Annotated in this window: 20 protein-coding genes and 2 other RNA genes; 7 read left to right on the plus strand and 15 right to left on the minus strand. The window is 56.1% G+C overall.

Going from position 1 to position 17,068, the window contains the following annotated elements; translation table 11 throughout:
- Position 1: 1 nt before the first annotated feature.
- The 12 genes from B347_RS25675 to B347_RS24525 all read right to left on the minus strand — a co-directional run bounded on the left by B347_RS25675 (position 2) and on the right by B347_RS24525 (position 7,234).
- An RNA gene (locus B347_RS25675) (hammerhead ribozyme type II) lies at positions 2 to 72 on the minus strand.
- The gene (locus B347_RS0100625; RefSeq protein ID WP_019407789.1) at positions 71 to 742 is read right to left on the minus strand and encodes a DUF2786 domain-containing protein; all 672 of its coding nucleotides are present in this window, start codon (positions 740 to 742) and stop codon (positions 71 to 73) included. Before B347_RS0100625 ends, B347_RS25675 begins: the two co-directional genes overlap by 2 nt.
- Before the next feature lie 4 nt (positions 743 to 746).
- Positions 747 to 1,163, minus strand: a complete 417-nt coding sequence (locus B347_RS0100630; RefSeq protein ID WP_019407790.1) for a hypothetical protein — start codon at positions 1,161 to 1,163, stop codon at positions 747 to 749.
- 5 nt (positions 1,164 to 1,168) lie between these two features.
- Positions 1,169 to 1,239, minus strand: an RNA gene (locus B347_RS25680) — hammerhead ribozyme type II.
- Positions 1,240 to 1,735: 496 nt separating this feature from the next.
- The gene (locus B347_RS0100640) at positions 1,736 to 2,356 is read right to left on the minus strand and encodes a DUF3164 family protein (RefSeq protein WP_019407792.1); all 621 of its coding nucleotides are present in this window, start codon (positions 2,354 to 2,356) and stop codon (positions 1,736 to 1,738) included.
- A gap of 11 nt (positions 2,357 to 2,367) precedes the next feature.
- Positions 2,368 to 2,691: a hypothetical protein gene (locus B347_RS0100645; RefSeq protein WP_019407793.1), complete on the minus strand. Its 324-nt coding sequence runs from the start codon at positions 2,689 to 2,691 to the stop codon at positions 2,368 to 2,370.
- Positions 2,675 to 3,055 (minus strand): hypothetical protein, encoded by a 381-nt coding sequence (locus tag B347_RS0100650; RefSeq protein ID WP_019407794.1) that lies wholly within the window; start codon positions 3,053 to 3,055, stop codon positions 2,675 to 2,677. The genes B347_RS0100645 and B347_RS0100650 overlap by 17 nt, the downstream gene beginning before the upstream one ends.
- Positions 3,052 to 3,666, minus strand: coding sequence for a hypothetical protein (locus B347_RS0100655; protein ID WP_033386843.1), 615 nt, complete (start codon positions 3,664 to 3,666; stop codon positions 3,052 to 3,054). Before B347_RS0100655 ends, B347_RS0100650 begins: the two co-directional genes overlap by 4 nt.
- A gap of 3 nt (positions 3,667 to 3,669) precedes the next feature.
- On the minus strand, positions 3,670 to 4,389 hold the full coding sequence (locus B347_RS0100660) for an AAA family ATPase (protein WP_019407796.1): 720 nt from the start codon (positions 4,387 to 4,389) through the stop codon (positions 3,670 to 3,672).
- Between the two features lie 22 nt (positions 4,390 to 4,411).
- Complete coding sequence (locus B347_RS0100665) at positions 4,412 to 6,463, minus strand: Mu transposase C-terminal domain-containing protein (RefSeq protein WP_019407797.1); 2,052 nt, start codon at positions 6,461 to 6,463, stop codon at positions 4,412 to 4,414.
- Positions 6,456 to 6,896, minus strand: coding sequence for a hypothetical protein (locus B347_RS0100670; protein WP_019407798.1), 441 nt, complete (start codon positions 6,894 to 6,896; stop codon positions 6,456 to 6,458). The genes B347_RS0100665 and B347_RS0100670 overlap by 8 nt, the downstream gene beginning before the upstream one ends.
- 2 nt (positions 6,897 to 6,898) lie before the next feature.
- Positions 6,899 to 7,234 carry a helix-turn-helix domain-containing protein gene (locus B347_RS24525; protein WP_033386827.1) on the minus strand — a complete coding sequence of 112 codons (336 nt, stop codon included), beginning with the start codon at positions 7,232 to 7,234 and terminating at the stop codon, positions 6,899 to 6,901.
- 180 nt (positions 7,235 to 7,414) lie between these two features.
- On the opposite strand from B347_RS24525, the gene B347_RS0100675 reads away from it, so the two are divergent.
- The gene (locus B347_RS0100675) at positions 7,415 to 8,134 is read left to right on the plus strand and encodes a LexA family transcriptional regulator (protein ID WP_019407799.1); all 720 of its coding nucleotides are present in this window, start codon (positions 7,415 to 7,417) and stop codon (positions 8,132 to 8,134) included.
- A 193-nt stretch (positions 8,135 to 8,327) separates the two neighbouring features.
- The gene (lpxO, locus tag B347_RS0100680; RefSeq protein ID WP_033386849.1) at positions 8,328 to 9,215 is read left to right on the plus strand and encodes a lipid A hydroxylase LpxO; all 888 of its coding nucleotides are present in this window, start codon (positions 8,328 to 8,330) and stop codon (positions 9,213 to 9,215) included.
- 177 nt (positions 9,216 to 9,392) lie between these two features.
- Here lpxO and copD read toward each other — a convergent pair whose 3' ends face one another.
- Together copD and copC are read right to left on the minus strand one after the other, a co-directional pair.
- On the minus strand, positions 9,393 to 10,238 hold the full coding sequence (copD, locus tag B347_RS0100685; protein ID WP_019407801.1) for a copper homeostasis membrane protein CopD: 846 nt from the start codon (positions 10,236 to 10,238) through the stop codon (positions 9,393 to 9,395).
- Between the two features lie 4 nt (positions 10,239 to 10,242).
- The gene (gene copC, locus B347_RS0100690) at positions 10,243 to 10,617 is read right to left on the minus strand and encodes a copper homeostasis periplasmic binding protein CopC (RefSeq protein ID WP_026013913.1); all 375 of its coding nucleotides are present in this window, start codon (positions 10,615 to 10,617) and stop codon (positions 10,243 to 10,245) included.
- A 112-nt stretch (positions 10,618 to 10,729) separates the two neighbouring features.
- Between copC and B347_RS0100695 the strand changes: the two genes are divergently transcribed.
- Positions 10,730 to 11,275, plus strand: coding sequence for a histidine phosphatase family protein (locus B347_RS0100695; RefSeq protein WP_019407803.1), 546 nt, complete (start codon positions 10,730 to 10,732; stop codon positions 11,273 to 11,275).
- Positions 11,276 to 11,318: 43 nt separating this feature from the next.
- Here the strand turns inward: B347_RS0100695 and B347_RS0100700 are convergent, their stop codons facing one another.
- Positions 11,319 to 11,807, minus strand: a complete 489-nt coding sequence (locus B347_RS0100700) for an Lrp/AsnC family transcriptional regulator (RefSeq protein ID WP_019407804.1) — start codon at positions 11,805 to 11,807, stop codon at positions 11,319 to 11,321.
- 206 nt (positions 11,808 to 12,013) lie between these two features.
- On the opposite strand from B347_RS0100700, the gene B347_RS0100705 reads away from it, so the two are divergent.
- The 4 genes from B347_RS0100705 to lpdA are packed head-to-tail and all read left to right on the plus strand — an operon-like array spanning position 12,014 to position 16,978.
- Positions 12,014 to 13,246 carry a 3-methyl-2-oxobutanoate dehydrogenase (2-methylpropanoyl-transferring) subunit alpha gene (locus B347_RS0100705; RefSeq protein ID WP_019407805.1) on the plus strand — a complete coding sequence of 411 codons (1,233 nt, stop codon included), beginning with the start codon at positions 12,014 to 12,016 and terminating at the stop codon, positions 13,244 to 13,246.
- Between the two features lie 4 nt (positions 13,247 to 13,250).
- Complete coding sequence (locus tag B347_RS0100710; protein WP_019407806.1) at positions 13,251 to 14,306, plus strand: alpha-ketoacid dehydrogenase subunit beta; 1,056 nt, start codon at positions 13,251 to 13,253, stop codon at positions 14,304 to 14,306.
- Complete coding sequence (locus tag B347_RS0100715; RefSeq protein ID WP_019407807.1) at positions 14,307 to 15,587, plus strand: dihydrolipoamide acetyltransferase family protein; 1,281 nt, start codon at positions 14,307 to 14,309, stop codon at positions 15,585 to 15,587.
- A gap of 2 nt (positions 15,588 to 15,589) precedes the next feature.
- Entirely contained in the window at positions 15,590 to 16,978 is a 1,389-nt protein-coding gene (lpdA, locus tag B347_RS0100720) for a dihydrolipoyl dehydrogenase (RefSeq protein WP_019407808.1), read from the plus strand.
- The last annotated feature ends 90 nt before the right edge of the window (positions 16,979 to 17,068 follow it).

The following is a 17,068-nucleotide window of genomic DNA, read 5'->3' on the forward strand; positions in this document are numbered from 1 at the left end:
TGGTTGGCTGCTCATCAGTACCGGACAACCACGTCCGGCAGACAGCCCCGGCGTACCAGGGCGGTTTCGCTTAGTTGAGTGAGAGCTGATCCTGGCCGTTAACACCGTGATTCAGACGCACATCGCCCGCAGCGATAATTCCGTACAAGGCATCGGTCGTGGATCGCATTCCATTGCTCTTGTTAGCGTTTCGGTCTCGACAATCAAGCTTTTCCGTATCCGCGTGATTCTTCAGCATGTATGCCACCGTTGCCTGGGACGGTTCATCCTTTCCAGCAAAAGCCATGACCTGCTTACGTACAGCCGACACCCAGGCCGAGCAGAACACATCGGCGCGCTTGGTCTTGGTTGCGGGCTTGCAGCGCTTCAACTGAGTGCTAATAAAGTCTCGGCGCGACTGGCGAACCTGACGGAGCAAAAGAGTCATGGTGTAGCTGGCCAGCTCCGCCAGTTCGCCGATGAAGCGCCACTCACCAATACCTGACATGAAAAGAACTTTGCAGGCATAGGCTTGGCTCACGGCCCCCACAAGGTTGGCTTCCCACTGTGGCGGGGTGATCTTGGAGCCACTACGAGCCGCGCACTCGTACACGTCGGAAAGGTGAACATCAGATTCTTCCAAGCGGTACTTTTCCATCAGAGCACGGGCTTGGCGCATCGCGGCAGCGGCTTCGTGGGGGTTGTCGCTTGCTGCCAGGCGCAGCAGTTTCTTGATTTTTTCCAAAGCCTTGTTGTGGTTCATGTCGTCACATCTCGTTGATACGGGTGATGCTGGTGTTATTGGCCAGCAGATGTTTTTTCAGTGAGTTGAAGCTTTTCCAAGACCAGTCATAGGTGATGAATTTGACTGCCTGAGCTTCGGCGGCTTTGCGTTTTCCGTAGACCTTTTGATAGAACTCAATTTCTTTTTTGGTATGAAGGGCACGAGTCACCTTGCGGTAAAAGCGGCGAGCCTCCTCATGTTCGGGCTCCCCGGTTCTGTGGTTGCAGGCCAACCAGGCCCCCTTCAAATATCCATCCACATAGACCAGCGTTGACCAGCTTTTTTTGGTGCTGTCAGTCTGCTGTGATAGGTGGATCTCAAAGCCATCACACTTGAGCTTCATGAAGCCCCAAGGGCTTGCCATCTGCTCTTTCAATGCATCCCAATCGGATTGCTCCATCGTTTCCTCGGCTGCTCATCAGTACCAGGCAACCACGCCTGGCAGACCGCCTCGGAAGACCGGGGCGGTTTCGCATCAGTGAATGGTTGGTTTAGATGTTGCTTGTGCACGGTCTGCTTGGCATTGCTCGCAGCTACAGGCAGTAGGTTTCAGGAGGCTTGGAGCTATGGTTGCCAAACTAAGAGCAAGCCGTGCCGCAGGACCTAGCCTGTCCGTCAGCTTGGATGAGCCCGAGAGATTTATGGTGACGCCCAAATCATCGTCGTCATTAATGGTGATCGTGTACTGAGCCATGGGTACTCCTGGAGATACTTGATAGGTTCTTGGCATTTCTGCCGGGTTAGATGTCGTCAGCGTTTTTGAAGTGGTAGTGGTAAAGAGCCAACATTGCTGGACCGCCTTCCTGAGTTTCCTCTACGCACTCAACTTCTGCGTCAGGACACAGTTTCTGGATCAACCGATCAGCCGCTTTTCTGGCTGACTCCGCTGAAGAAGCTGTGGTTTTGTAACCTGGTGCTTTGGCCTGGTATGCGCCCGTGCTGTAAAAGCACCTGATGGTGATTGTTCTCATTTCAAACCCCCGCGATATCGAGGCTGATGGGTTCGTATTGATCGGTATCGCCGACACGTTGATAGACGCGGATATAGGATTTAGAACCAACTACCTGGCAGGCATCGCCGATGGCCTGCATGGCACGCTGCCAACGCTCATCACTGATCTCCATCCGACGCAGCGCCAATACACGCGCTGTTCGGATATCGCCTTTTTGGTCAGTACGAAAAGCATCGTTAACCAAGGTGACGACTTCAGGGCGAGCGCCTGTTGTCCAATCGCGCAGGCATTCGTCGATCAGGGCACGAGCCGCCTGTAAGCGCTCGTCAAAGGCAATACTTTCCTGCACAGCGCGCATGATCTTGTAACGCCCATCGAAGCTGATCAGGCTGACGTTTCCTTTCTTGCCGCCGATCTGTGCGCCGTATTGCTCCGCACTAAGCTCGACAAAGGCTTCAATGTCGCCGAAGGCACAAGCCTTGAACTTGGCCAAAACTTCACTGGCTGCACGTGCTTTTTCAACCAGACCGAGCACCAAAGCATCTCTTTCAAGGTCGATGGGCTTGATCATGCTTTCGGGGATCAACCGCTTCTGAGCATCAATGCGGTAGCCTTCTGGAATGGTCTGTTGTGTATTCATTGTTGAATTCCTTAATGCAGAGTTGGGCGCGACCATTCGGAAGGTCGGGAGGCGCTGATGGATTCACGCCATTTCAAGGTCACGCCTTGAAAAAGCACGCTGAAGTGGGTGCTGCCAGCAGTCTTATGCCGCGTATAACCCGTGGAGTGGCCCTGCTTAACCAAGCCTTGGCCTGACTCGGGACTGATGACGAGGATGTTTTCGGCTGGATAGAAACCCTGGATGCGAATGCCTTGAGCCTGCAGGGCACGGGCTGCGGTGTTGAATACGCGCAGACGGTCAGCCAAGCTTTGATTCAGCACTTTCAGTTGGATGCGACTATTGGAGGCGAGCATGGACGATCTCCTTGTTGATGCAGTCGGGGTTGATTGAACAGTGCTGACAAGCGCGCCAACGCTGCATGGCCTGCGGGTTGTGGGTTGGCGCTGGTTTTTCGCGATAGCTTTGGCACTGGTCAGAAGTGACAGTCGCTTCCAGAGCTACGCACTCGATGCGCCCCAAGGTCTCCATTACGCGGCGCTCGACACCTGATGTGCTGGGCGAGCTGTAGCGATTTGCCAAAACCAGACTGACAGCGGTTCGGCTCATGCCGATGCGTTCGCCGGTCTTGGTTTTATTGCTCGCTGCAACTTCAGCTGCGAGCAATCGCACAAATAAAGGAACCTCGTTACCCCAAGCCGAAAGGTTGACCTGACTCATTTGCGCACCACCTGGTCAGCGTGACGCCAAACCACTTGATCTAGGTTAGGGTCATAGACCTGCTTGAAGTCACGCTGATAGATCGGGTGCTTCGGACCGGTATAGCGCGAAGGAACCAGGCGAAATCGGGTCTTATCACCCGCTGTGCCACCGCTACGAGTCAGGTATCCAGCCTTGGCAAGACCGCTCAAATAAACATGCGCCCCGAACTCACTGATGGTGACGCCATTGACACTGGCAGCAGTCGCAGCCTCGGCGGCGCTGAACTCACCGAGAATGCGCAGCGCACGCCAAATGTTCTCGGCACCGGCTGCATATTTGGAAATCTTTCCATCTTTGGTGACACGGGGAGCTTCGACGCCTTCATCTTTAATAAGAGTCCACTCAGCATCAAAGCGGTCCACGTTACGGACCTTGCTTACAATTCCTGCTTTCTCCATGTCACGGAAATAGGCACGTACTGCTTGATCATCCAGCCCCGACTTACGTGCAACCGCATAGGTTGTCAGGGCTTTAGGACCTACATTAACTGAGCGAATCGCTTCCCAGATATGTTGTCGCGGGGATTTACCGCCGACCATAATCAAGTGCGCGGGTCTGTTTTTAGCCATCACTCAAGCCCTCCGCGATGGCGCTTCGCCGGTGAACCAACCACGTGCGCCCCAGCCAGCAAGATCAATACTGTCGACGCACAAGGCTTGGGTCTCGCTATAGACCTTGTACAAGTTGACGGCAACGCGGCGCAGGCAGCCGTTAACTTTCTTGCGCAGGTCATCAAGCAAGTCATCAGCAAAGTGCAGTTTCGGGTAGCTTGATTCGGCCAAAGCCCGAAGATCATCAAGAGTGGCGCGTTGGGCAGGCACCCACTCCAGAACCCGGTTGTGCAGGCGTTCAAGCTTGGCAAGACTGCTGGGGACGCGCTCTTCTCCAATCAAGACAATGGTGCCTTCGCTTGCGTTGTAGAGGTCCGTCAATACGTTGGCGACTGCCTTCTCCAGCAGGTATTGCACGTCGTCAATCAGCAGAGGACGTCCACTGCGAGACAATTGTTCGGCGACCTGGTCAACCATCAACGAAAGGGTTGCAGCAGGAGCAATACCCATCTCACGCAAAATGGCCTGCAGAAAAGCCTTCTTGCTCCAGGTATCACGGCACTCTACGTAGTAGGCGCGGTGCTGATTCGCTGCGAAGGCAGCGCCTACGCTTTTACCCAAACCGCTCGCGCCGTACATCACCACCAGCCCAGGCAAGCCCGCAGGGCGTGCATGAGTGCGCGCGATAGCGGCAGACAAAAGGCCAACGTTAGTCAGGGGCACAATCTTGGTGATACTCATAATTTGACTCCTAAAGGTCTTTTTAAGCGCTGGCTTGTTTGGCGAACTCGAACATCTGACGGATCGACATGAAGTCCGGGTGCTGCGGATAACGGGAGTGCCACTGTGTCTCTTCGGGATTCAGCGATTCGCCGCTAGTTAAGCGGGCATCGAGTTGGTTCCAAAGGCGATAGCGGGCAGTTGGGTCGGTGGGAAGCTCAAAGGTCGGTGCTTGCGGTGCTGACAGTTGGGCAAAGCGCTGAGCTTCGGCCAGTTGCTCAAGCGGCAAGTCATAGGGGGAAGATGCAGATCCAATGACATGCATTTCAACGTCCTGGCCTGTGATGGTTTTTGCCTTTTTGACCAGCCGTGACAGTTGCCCGCGCTCGCGTTTTTCGCTGGCTTTTTCCAACATTGTTTTCGGCATTGCAGGGCTAGCGTTTCCGTCAAGCAGAGCTTCTCCAAGCAGGTCTCCATCCTGGGAGTGGATCCATACACGGCTGGCATCGCGGAAGTCATAGGCGACACGGACCTGTTCACCGTGGAAGCCGTCCAGATCCTTGAGGAAATAGGTGCCGGTGTTCCATTGCACCTGACAACGGTGCACGGTGCGCTCAACCTGTGGGCGGGTCAGGCTTTCAACGATGCGGGGGTCAGCCAGCAATGGCTCCCAACCCTCAACCTCGGCGGACTTCCACGCTTCCATAGGACTCTGGTGGCGTTTGCGCATGGTTTGGAGGTCACGAAACTTGGGCAGTCCACGGTGCGGGCGGCGGTTGTACTCATCGAGTGCCTGCTGTAAGTCTGAAAAAAAGACCGCGAACTCAGGGACGACTGTTGGGGCAATACCCAAAGCAAGCTGCTTGCGTGAAAGCTTATGCGTTTTAGTGGCGGCCTCTTTATCCATATCGGCGCCAATGTAGCTGTCGAAGGATTTGGCGAGCCTGACAAGGATTGTTTTGTGGGGGCGCTCAATCACGCCTCGGGCCTGTGAGTTGTAAGGCAGCGAGTGGGTGATGGTGCCGCCTAGACGGTCATTGACTTCGTAGACGGTGGCGTTATCAAAGCCGCTACCGTTGTCGACGTAGAAGATTTTATACATGCCACAGCGGCTTACGCCGTCACGCAAGGTATCCAGCGTGGCCAGAGTTGATTCGGCCAGGTTGACCGAAAAGCCCACGATTCGGCGCGTGGCCCAGTCAATGACCATGGTTATTTCTGGCCGAAAAATCTGCCCGGTCAGCGGGTTAATAACCTCAGCATCAAAAGTATGGCCGTCAGCCACCCAGACATCATTCGGCCAAAGCACGTCGGCTTGGCGGCGGTTGTAGGCTTTTAGAGCATTCAGCTCATGTGGCCCCATACGGCCGCGCTCACGAACCGATGGACTGAGCTTTTTCAGCCAGCGGCGTACGGCGTGAATGCTTGGGCAAACACTGGCTTGGATGTCCTGGTGCAACTGCTTGAACTGCTCGTACGCCGCTTCAACGCTCGGCTTCTGCGGGCGCTGGTAGTGTTTGAGGAATTCTGCTGCCCAAGCCGGGACGCTCATGTCTTTTTGGCGGCGGGCTGGAGCCAGGCCTGTTTCGCCGTGGGCGCGGTAATCCGCAAGCCAGCGCTTAAGCGTGCGCTCGGACAGGGTTCGGTCTTCAGTCTTGCGGTCGTTGGCGCGTATGACGCGGTCATTCAAGTAGGGGCTGAGGTCGCCAGTTTTTGCCAATGCGACCAGAGTCAGGATGGCGCGGTTTTGGCTGACTACCTTGCTCATACGTTCAATTTCGCGTACGAACGCGAGTCGCGCAGTCATCACGGATGATTGAGCATCACTCAACCGTGACGCATTTTCTACGTCACGCCCTGAGATAAGTACATGAGTGTCGGCAAGGATCTCCGGGGTGCTGTTAGCTACTGCCGTAGCGATAAGTGCCGCTTGTGTTTCCTTGGGTAAAACTGCGAATGCATACTCTATGGCTTTACTTCCAAGGCGGCGCTGACCCTCCCAGCACTCGCGCTGGGCAACTTTGCGGATACCTTGGACAGTGCCCGGCATGCTGGGCAAACCAGCAAGCTCCTGGGGCGTGTACCAGCTACGCATTATGATCACCCAACATTTTCTTCAACTCGCGAGCTTGTCGAGTGGCATTAGCAGCAACCCGCTCCAGTCTGCCCAGCTCGGTATCCAGGGCTTCACGGCCATAAGCCACGCGGCCACCACGCAAATGCACTTGCCAATTTGTCAGAACATGGCTGGCACAAACTTCTTCTAATAGCGCTGCTCTATATAGAGGAAGGTTGTGATCTGTTCGGGCAGGACTCGACCAAGCGTCTAACATGTTCTTGCTAACGTCGTCGCCTGACAGGCGAGACATGCGAGCAGCAATCTCATAACGGTCCAGTTCAGATCCTTTGAGGATCTCGCTCACCAACTCGCTGACTTGCGATGCGTAGTTGCCAAGTCCAGGGACTGAAAGTACTGGTTGTGGGACTGAGAAAATGTCTAACGTTTTGTCATCTTTTGGGTGACGCATGTTCAGGCACTCCTTGCCGCTTTACAGTGTCCAACCGGATAGAGTCCGGTATCCTTGCTGTAGGGGGCGTTTACTTCCGCCCGCGTAGGGCGCTGTCGGTGAGGTGTGCCGTCAGAGTTCCAACGCTCGGGCCAGATGTCGGCGGGGGCTAGACTTAGAGCGTCAGCCAAGGAGCGTTCGATACGCGGGTAAGGAGTGCTTTTGGCATTGCGGATAGCGCGGTCGGTGACTTTCAACACGCGTGCAAGTTCGGCCATAGAGGTGCCACGAACACGGAGTTGGTATTTGATCCACTCCCATCGGTTATCTGGGTCAGTGGGCATGTCGATATCGCTCATAGTTTTGAACCATCTTCACGGGTGGCTTTTTGGACGTCAGACGTCCTTTTTTTGGGATGTCTAACGTCCTGTTGCGGATAAACATATCTCGAAAACAGGATTCAGTAAACCGTTTTCGGGAGTTTCTATTCCCTTTTTCGGGCGCGTCGCCCGTAAAGTAGATTTAGAGCATAGAAATCAATGGCTTATGGCGAAAAGAAACAAAAGAAACAGGCTGGAGAAGATGTTTCTTTTTCATATTCGGGATTAGAAACCCGAATAGCGGCTGTTGCAGACCTTTATGAGTCTCGAAAACAGGCTGCTTTAACGGCTGGTGCAGCGCTATCGTCACTCCAGCGCTGGATAGCTGGCGACGGAATGCCAGCGTTTGATTCCGTAGCCTTGCTGGCTGCGGCAAAGAAGGTTTCCCTCGACTGGATAGCCACGGGAAATGGTGAAATGTTTTTGAGCGGCGGCGCTAAGGTGCGCGAGGTAAACGTTGAAGATGTCTATTCGTATGTACCGCTATACGATGCTCACTGTAGCGCTGGCCATGGATCATGGACCGAGGGCGCACAGGTATTGACTCAGCTCGCCTTCACGACCTACTCACTACGTAAGCAAGGGCTTGACCCATCAAAGCTTTCAGCAATTCGCGTAGATGGCGATTCGATGGAAAGCATACTGAGCCATGGGGATACGGTCGTGATTGACCATGGTCGAAACTCGCTTGAGGGGGAGGCGATCTATGTCATCCGCCTCGATGACCACTTATATGCTAAGCGCTTGCAGCGACAATTCGACGGAGCCGTCAGTATCATTAGCCAGAACAAGGAGTACCAGACGATGACCGTCCCAAAGGAGCGCTTAGGTGATCTAGAGATTATCGGTCGGGTGGTCTGGGCTGGTGGTTGGATTTAGACAGTTACCGACCTATGCCAAAGAGCTCGCTAGATTCGGGCTCTTCGCTCTAACGTGACTGTTTATTGTTTTGCCGCTCTTTGGCACCGTTTCCAACTCCCAGATCAATCATCACTTCTTCCAATCCCCCCGGCCTACTCAGGCTGCCCAGCTTTGCCCCGTTAAATCTCAGTTCTTCCCACCGGCTTCCTCACTGGTGTCAAAGCTGTCACTAACTCACACATATGTCCACCTGCGGGGTAAGGTTCGCCACAAACTCGGTCGCCAACTGAGCGACCACTCCACCTTCCTGGCGCCGATCAACTGCTTCTTGTATCTATTCTCCAAAGTGCCCAGCCAGCCTTATTTGAAGCCGGCTGACTTCCCCCAATTGCAGGTTCTTCAAGACCACTGGCAAGAGATCCGCGAAGAAGCGCGAAACCTGATGCGGGCCGGTGAGATTAAACGTTCCGAACAGCCGAATGACGTGGGTTTCAACTCGTTCTTCAAAAGCGGCTGGAAGCGTTTTTACCTCAAGTGGTACGGTGACAACCACCCTTCTGCCGTAGAACTGTGCCCACGCACTATTGAACTGCTCAATAGCATCGGCACCGTCAAGGCCGCCATGTTTGCCGAATTGCCGCCCGGTTCAAAACTGGTTCGTCATCGCGACCCATACGCGGGCTCGCTGCGTTACCACTTGGGCTTAGACACACCGAATGACCCTGGCTGCTACATCAGTGTCGATGGACTGAACTACGCCTGGCGTGACGGCGAAGCAGTGATGTTTGACGAAACGTTCATTCATTACGCCGAAAACAGCACCGATAAAAACCGCCTCATCCTGTTCTGCGATATTGAGCGTCCAATGCAATACCGCTGGGCAACAGCCTTCAACCAATGGTTCAGCCGTACCGTCATGGCATCAGCCAGTTCACCCAATGGCGCCAATGATAAAACCGGCGGCCTGAATCGGGCCTTCACCCGGCTGTACAAAATTCGCTTGCGCGGCAAAGCACTTAAAAAACGCAATCGCACGCGCTACTACTTGGAGAAATGGGCGATCTTCGGTGGTTTATTAGCGGTGTTCCTACTGATCTAGCCCCATGTTGGAGCGAGCTTGCCCGCGATCTTATAAAGATCAATACATCGCGAGCAAAGTCGAGGCGATTCAGAGCCACTTGCCATCAAGGCCTCAAGCATGGCCTCCAAAGCGACTGGAAGACCCAATAAAACGCATCACAAAACCGGGCAGCATGAAGACTGAGACAGGTGCAACTCAGCGTATGAGTAACGGCGGCAAGGTCCCGAGCAATGAAACAGCGGCCACAGCCGATACCCCCAAGCACCACTCAAGCGCCACACTGTTGCGCAACACAGCAAAATGACCGGCGCGGCTCATCACGAGATTGAACAAGGCCAACAGCAACATCAGTGCGACCAGCACCACCTTGACCAGCAAGATCAGTGCGAAACCTTCAAACAAAGGTGTAGGCCACAGTGCTCCAGTCAGCACCCGCGTATTGATCAGGCCTGTGAGAATGATCCCGGCCACGAGCACAAACCCACTATTGCTGAAGCGCCGCAGCACCGCATCGACCCCAAACCCGGCAGGGCGCATGAGTACATGCCACAACACCGGCAGGCCGCCCACCCAGGCCCCGACACAGAGCAAATGGATCAACTGGTTAAGAATCAGCAACTGCCCCTGCCACCCGTCCAGCATCGCGCCATGTCCGACCGGGGCCAAGGTGGCCAGCAATAAAAAACTCAGCGCACAGACCACGCTAAAACGGGCGGAAACGTACAACGCCAGCAGTAGCAGCCCATTGAACAGCAAATGCCCTGCCCACACCTGACCAAAAAAAGTACTGCCGAACACCCGTTTTAACGTTGCCGGATTAAGAGTGTCTGCCCAGCTACCAGCCATAGAGTGGGTGGTCAGCAGCAACCAGGCGATGCCACTGACCAGTGCCATCCATGCCAGAGCGCGATAAGCACAGCGCAGTTGTTGCCCCGAATCAGACCGCACACCCAGCAATAAAGGCCTGCACACCCAGGCCCCAAACAGCAGTAACACCGCGCTGAAATGCACAAAACGACAGACAACCATGGCGCTGAACATCAACTCAGTTGCTCACCGTGAAACGGTATTGACCGGCACTTTTATGGGTGTCGACAGACACCGCGCTCCATTTCACCTCGTACTGACCCGCTGAGAAGGGCTGCTGCGGCGTCACGATCAACACTTTTCTGTCCGAAGGCTCAGTTTTCACACTGCTCAGTGCGACAGGCGCACCGTCACGGCTGATGGCTACTTTTGTGAAGGCTTGCTCAACCCCCTCGCTAAACTGTAAACGCAGCTCTCTAACCTCAGCGGTGCTGCTATCGGCAGCCGGGGTAGCCTGCTCAAGATGCGCGTGAGCAAATGCCGCGCTGGCACCCGCCATCAGTGTCACCAAAGCAGCTGTATTGAGGACTCTTTTCAAGAAAGCGGCAGACATGTGAAGTACCTTGAGATTGGAATACGCGGCAATAATACTCGCCTAATCTCAATTGAGGAGCGCTCGCACGCCGCCCAAGAGTTAACAACGCTTTCCGCGCAAGGACTTGATAATGCCCACTCGCCTCAGCTTTATTTCTCACGCCCGCACTGAAGCACAGCGTCTAGCGCGCTTTGCACTGGATGAGCCACCTGAGTCCAAAGGTTTGGAAAAAGCGGCACTTATTGCCTCAGCTCTAAAGAAGCCCGTTCGCATCCTCTGCGCGCCCGAAGCGCGGACCCTGCAAACAGCCCAAGTCCTGGGTGGACAAATTGAAATCATCCCCGAGCTCGAAGATTACGACGCCGGTGACTGGAAAGGTCACAGCCTAGCAGACCTTCAACAAAGCATTCCCCAGGCGCTGGCCGACTGGATCAGCGATCCCGGCAAGGCCCCGCATGGCGGTGAAACGGTGCAAGACCTGTGTGTGCGGGTAGGCACTTGGCTCGACTCATTTCGTGAAGAAGGCCACTTTGCAGTGGTGACTCACCCCTTCGTCATCCGCGCCGCAATCTTACATGCACTGAAGGCCAGCACCGCCTCCTTTAACCTGATCGATATAGAACCGTTGGCGATAGTCGACCTGCGCTTCAATGATCGCTGGCGCCTGCGGTTTTAAGCTACGAATGATCCGCAGGCGTTTATGTGCACGCCTTGGGAAATCACTCCTCCAACATCAACCCGCCCGGCGGCAACGGCAGTGCGGTTTTATACCGCACTTGCTTGAGGGCAAAGCTGGAACGGATGTTCGCCACGCCGGGCACTTTGGTCAAAAAGTCCATCATGAAGCGCTCCAACGCCTGAATGCTCGGCACAAGCACCCGGATCAGATAATCCGGGTCGCCTGCCATCAAATAGCACTCCATGACTTCCTGGCGATTTGAAATCGCCGCCTCAAAATGTTGCAGCGCCTCCTCGATCTGTTTCTCCAGGCTGACATGAATAAACACGTTGACGTGCAAGCCCAACATGTCGGCATCGAGCAACGTCACTTGCTCACGAATCAACCCCAGCTCTTCCATCGCTTTGACCCGGTTAAAACACGGCGTCGGCGACAGGTTGACCGAGCGCGCAAGGTCCGCATTGGTGATCCGCGCATTCTGCTGAAGGCTGTTGAGAATCCCTATATCCGTTCGATCTAGCTTGCGCATGAGACAAAAACACCTATTTTTTATGTTTATGCAGAATTCTTATCTTTATTGACCTCAAAGCACAACGAACTACAGATAAATATTCTTCACTGTCAGGAATATGATTGTTGTAGGACAAGATTTGGAGTTTCAGTCAGCCAGACCTTTGCCGTACACCCTAGCTCCCGCGCCTAATAAACACGACAAGATCGAGCGTAGAGAAAGCCATGACCGACTATGCACCGCTGCGCCTGCACGTTCCCGAACCCTCCGGCCGCCCAGGCTGCAAAACCGATTTCAGCTACCTTCGCCTGACCGATGCAGGTCAGGTGCGCAAACCCCCTATCGACGTAGAACCTGCCGACACAGCTGATTTGGCCAAAGGCCTTATTCGTGTGCTCGATGATAAAGGTCAGGCACTTGGCCCATGGGCCGAAGGCATCTCCAGCGAGGTATTGCGTACCGGCATGCGGGCCATGCTGAAAACGCGGATTTTCGACACCCGTATGGTGGTCGCCCAGCGTCAGAAAAAAATGTCGTTCTACATGCAGAGCCTTGGCGAAGAAGCCATCGGCAGCGCTCAAGCCCTGGCACTTAACATTGATGACATGTGCTTCCCAACGTACCGCCAACAAAGCATTTTGATGGCCCGTGATGTGCCGCTGGTCGACCTGATCTGCCAGTTACTCTCCAACGAACGCGACCCTCTCAAGGGTCGGCAATTACCGATCATGTATTCGGTACGCGACTACGGTTTTTTCAGTATTTCCGGCAACCTTGCCACGCAATTCGTGCAAGCCGTCGGCTGGGGCATGGCCTCGGCGATCAAGGGCGACACCAAAATCGCCTCGGCCTGGATCGGTGATGGCGCAACCGCCGAATCGGACTTCCACACCGCACTGACCTTTGCCCACGTATACCGCGCCCCAGTCATTCTTAACGTGGTGAACAATCAGTGGGCGATTTCGACCTTTCAGGCGATTGCCGGGGGCGAATCCACCACCTTCGCTGGACGCGGCGTCGGCTGCGGCATCGCCTCATTGCGGGTTGATGGTAACGACTTCATCGCCGTGTACGCGGCCTCGGTCTGGGCGGCAGAGCGCGCCCGGCGCAACCTTGGTCCAACACTTATTGAGTGGGTCACCTACCGTGCAGGTCCGCACTCCACCTCGGACGATCCGTCCAAATACCGCCCGGCTGATGACTGGAGTCACTTCCCGCTGGGTGACCCGATTGCCCGCCTTAAGCAGCACCTGATCGCCACGGGCAACTGGTCAGAAGAAGAACACGCCGCGGTTAGCGCCGAACTCGAAGCCGAAATCATTGGCGCGCAAAAAGAAGCCGAGCGTTTCGGCACCCTGGCGGGCGGACAAATGCCTAGCGCGGCGACAATTTTTGAGGACGTGTACAAGGACATGCCTGACCACTTGCGTCGGCAACGTCAGGAATTGGGGTTATAACCAGATGAACGACAACAATAAAATTCAGATGGAGAACGCCGTGAGTACCAGCACCATGACAATGATCCAGGCCCTGCGCTCGGCCATGGACGTCATGCTTGAGCGCGACGATAACGTGGTGGTGTTCGGTCAGGACGTGGGCTACTTCGGAGGCGTATTTCGCTGCACCGAAGGCCTGCAAGCCAAGTACGGCAGCTCGCGGGTTTTCGACGCCCCGATCTCCGAAAGCGGCATCGTGGGCGCTGCTGTGGGCATGGGTGCTTATGGCCTGCGCCCGGTCGCCGAAATCCAGTTTGCTGACTACTTCTACCCCGCTTCCGATCAGATCGTTTCCGAAGCAGCGCGCTTGCGCTATCGCTCGGCAGGCGAATTTATCGCGCCCATGACGCTGCGCATGCCATGCGGCGGCGGCATTTATGGTGGCCAAACCCACAGCCAAAGCCCGGAAGCAATGTTCACTCAAGTCTGCGGCCTGCGCACCGTCATGCCGTCCAACCCGTATGACGCCAAAGGCCTGTTGATTGCCGCCATCGAAAACGATGACCCGGTGATCTTCCTGGAGCCAAAACGCCTGTATAACGGCCCGTTCGATGGTCACCACGAGCGCCCGGTGACGCCATGGTCCAAGCACCCGGCCAGCGCCGTACCGGATGGCTATTACACCGTGCCGCTCGATTGCGCCGCCGTCGTGCGCCCCGGCACTGAAGTCACCATCCTGACCTACGGCACCACGGTCTACGTAGCCCAAGTGGCTGCCGAAGAAACTGGCATCGACGCTGAAGTGATCGACCTACGCAGCCTATGGCCGCTGGACCTGGATGCGATTGTTACCTCCGTGAAAAAAACCCGTCGCTGTGTCGTCGTGCACGAAGCCACCCGCACCTGTGGCTTTGGCGCCGAGCTGATTGCACTGGTTCAAGAGCACTGCTTCCACTACTTGGAAGCACCGATTGAACGCGTAACAGGCTGGGACACACCTTACCCGCATGCTCAGGAGTGGGCCTACTTCCCAGGTCCGGCACGAGTGGGTGCGGCTTTGCAACGGGTTATGGAGGTTTAAATGGGTACGCACGTTATCAAGATGCCGGACATAGGCGAAGGCATTGCACAGGTCGAGTTGGTGGAATGGTTTGTCAAAGTCGGTGACATGGTGAGCGAAGATCAGGTGGTGGCCGATGTCATGACTGACAAGGCGACTGTCGATATTCCCTCTCCCGTGGCGGGTCGGGTACTGGCGCTGGGCGGACAGCCGGGCGAAGTGATGGCCGTGGGCAGCGAGTTGATTCGCATCGAAGTCGAAGGCGCGGGCAACCTGCGTGAAAGCGTTGCACCTGTGGCGGTAGTTGCGGAGCCAGTTGCAGCCCAGAAAGCGGCGCCCCAAGCACGGGTTGAAGTGGCGATTGTGTCGGCTCCCGTGATCAAGGCTGCACCCACCCCGCGTTCAGCGCCGGTGGCCCGCGAGGCCAACGAACGCCCGCTGGCATCACCTGCTGTGCGAAAACGCGCATGGGATGCCGGAATCGAGCTGCGTTTTGTGCAGGGCAGCGGGCCTGCGGGCCGGGTGCTACATGACGACCTCGACGCCTACCTGGCCCAAGACACCAGCACCAGCGCCGCACCTGCCAGCGGTTACGCCAAACGCAACGATGAACAGCAGATCCCAGTGATCGGGCTGCGTCGTAAAATCGCCCAGCGCATGCAAGATGCCAAACGCCGCGCCGCGCACTTCAGCTATGTCGAAGAAATCGACGTCACCGCCCTCGAAGAACTGCGCGCCCAGCTCAATCAGAAATGGGGCGACAGCCGCGGCAAACTGACCTTGCTGCCTTTTTTGGTGCGGGCCATGGTCGTGGCCTTGCGCGACTTCCCACAGATCAACGTGCGCTACGACGACGAAGCGCAAATCATCACCCGCTTTGGCGCCGCCCACATCGGCGTGGCGGCACAAAGCGATGGCGGCCTGATGGTGCCAGTGGTGCGACACGCCGAAACCCTGACCTTATGGGGCGCAGCCGATGAAATCGCCCGTTTAGCGAATGCCGTGCGTACTGGCAAGGCTACCCGCGAAGAACTGACCGGCTCGACCATCACCCTGACTAGCCTGGGAGCGCTAGGCGGGATTGTCAGTACCCCGGTGGTTAACTTGCCCGAAGTCGCGATTATCGGCGTGAACCGCATCGTCGAACGGCCGATGGTGGTTAAAGGCCAGATCGTGATTCGCAAAATGATGAACCTCTCCAGTTCTTTCGACCATCGCGTGGTTGACGGCATGGACGCGGCACAATTTATCCAGGCCATGCGTGGCTTGCTCGAACAACCTGCCACCCTGTTTCTGGAGTGAACATGCAGCCAACTCAACACACCACGCTGCTGATTATCGGCGGCGGTCCTGGCGGCTACGTGGCAGCTATTCGCGCCGGTCAGCTAGGCATTCCAACTATTTTGATCGAAGGCCAATCGCTGGGCGGCACCTGCCTCAACGTCGGCTGCATCCCGTCCAAGGCGCTGATTCACGTGGCTGAGCAGTTCCACACCACGCAACGCTACAGCGGTAATTCGTCGCCACTGGGGATCAAAACCCAAGCGCCAACCCTGGACATCGGCCAGAGCGTGCAATGGAAAAACAGCATTGTTGACCGCCTGACCACCGGCGTTGGCGCCTTGCTGAAAAAGCACGGGGTTAAGGTGATTCATGGCTGGGCCAAGATTATTGATGGCAAGGCAGTCGAAGTCGACGGTCAGCGCATCGAGTGCGAGCACCTGTTGCTGGCCACCGGTTCGCAGACGGTGGACTTGCCGATACTGCCAATTGGCGGGGCCATCATCTCGTCCACTGAAGCACTCAACCCTGCCGCGATCCCCAAACGCCTGACTGTCGTGGGCGCCGGTTATATCGGTCTGGAGCTGGGCATCGCCTATCGCAAGCTCGGTGCTGAAGTGACCGTGGTTGAAGCGCGAGACCGGATCTTGCCGACTTACGACAAAGAATTGACCTTGCCGGTGGCTGAATCACTCAAAGCGCTGGGCATCACCTTGTACCTGGAACACAGCGTTGAAGGCTTCCAGGCCAGCACCAAAACCCTGTCGATGCGCAATCGCATGGGCGAGAGCCAAACCCTAGAAACCGATCAGGTGCTGGTTGCCGTCGGTCGTCGCCCACGCACCCAGGGCTTCAACCTAGAAAGCCTGGCACTGGGCATGAACGGCCCGGCGATACGCGTCGACAACCGCTGCCAAACCAGCATGCACAACGTGTGGGCCATTGGTGACCTGACCGGCGAGCCGATGCTCGCCCACCGGGCGATGGCGCAAGGCGAAATGGTGGCAGAGATCATTGCCGGTAAACACCGCGAATTCAGCCCAACCGCGATTGCGGCCGTGTGCTTCACCGACCCGGAAATTGTTGTAGTCGGTAAAACCCCGGCTGAGGCAGAGGCTGCGGGGCTGGATTTCATCAGCGCCAGCTTTCCGTTCAGTGCCAACGGTCGAGCCATGACTCTGGAATCCAAAACAGGGTTTGTGCGGGTGGTTGCGAGGCGTGACAACCACTTAATTGTGGGCTGGCAAGCCGTGGGCGCCGGGGTCTCGGAGTTGTCGGCAGCGTTTGGACATTCGCTGGAAATGGGCGCGTGCCTAGAAGACATCGCTGGCACCATCCACGCGCACCCGACCTTGGGTGAAGCGGTGCAGGAAGCGGCCCTACGGGCGTTGGGGCATGCGTTGCATCTGTAACGCCCTCTAACCCAGCCCTGTAGGAACGAGCTTGCTCGCGATCTTTTAAAGATCAAAAGATCGTAAGCAAGCTCCTACAGGCCGTACTGG

Origin of the sequence: Pseudomonas psychrophila HA-4, from assembly GCF_000282975.1 — a bacterium.
Classification (GTDB): Bacteria; Pseudomonadota; Gammaproteobacteria; order Pseudomonadales; family Pseudomonadaceae; genus Aquipseudomonas; species Aquipseudomonas psychrophila_A.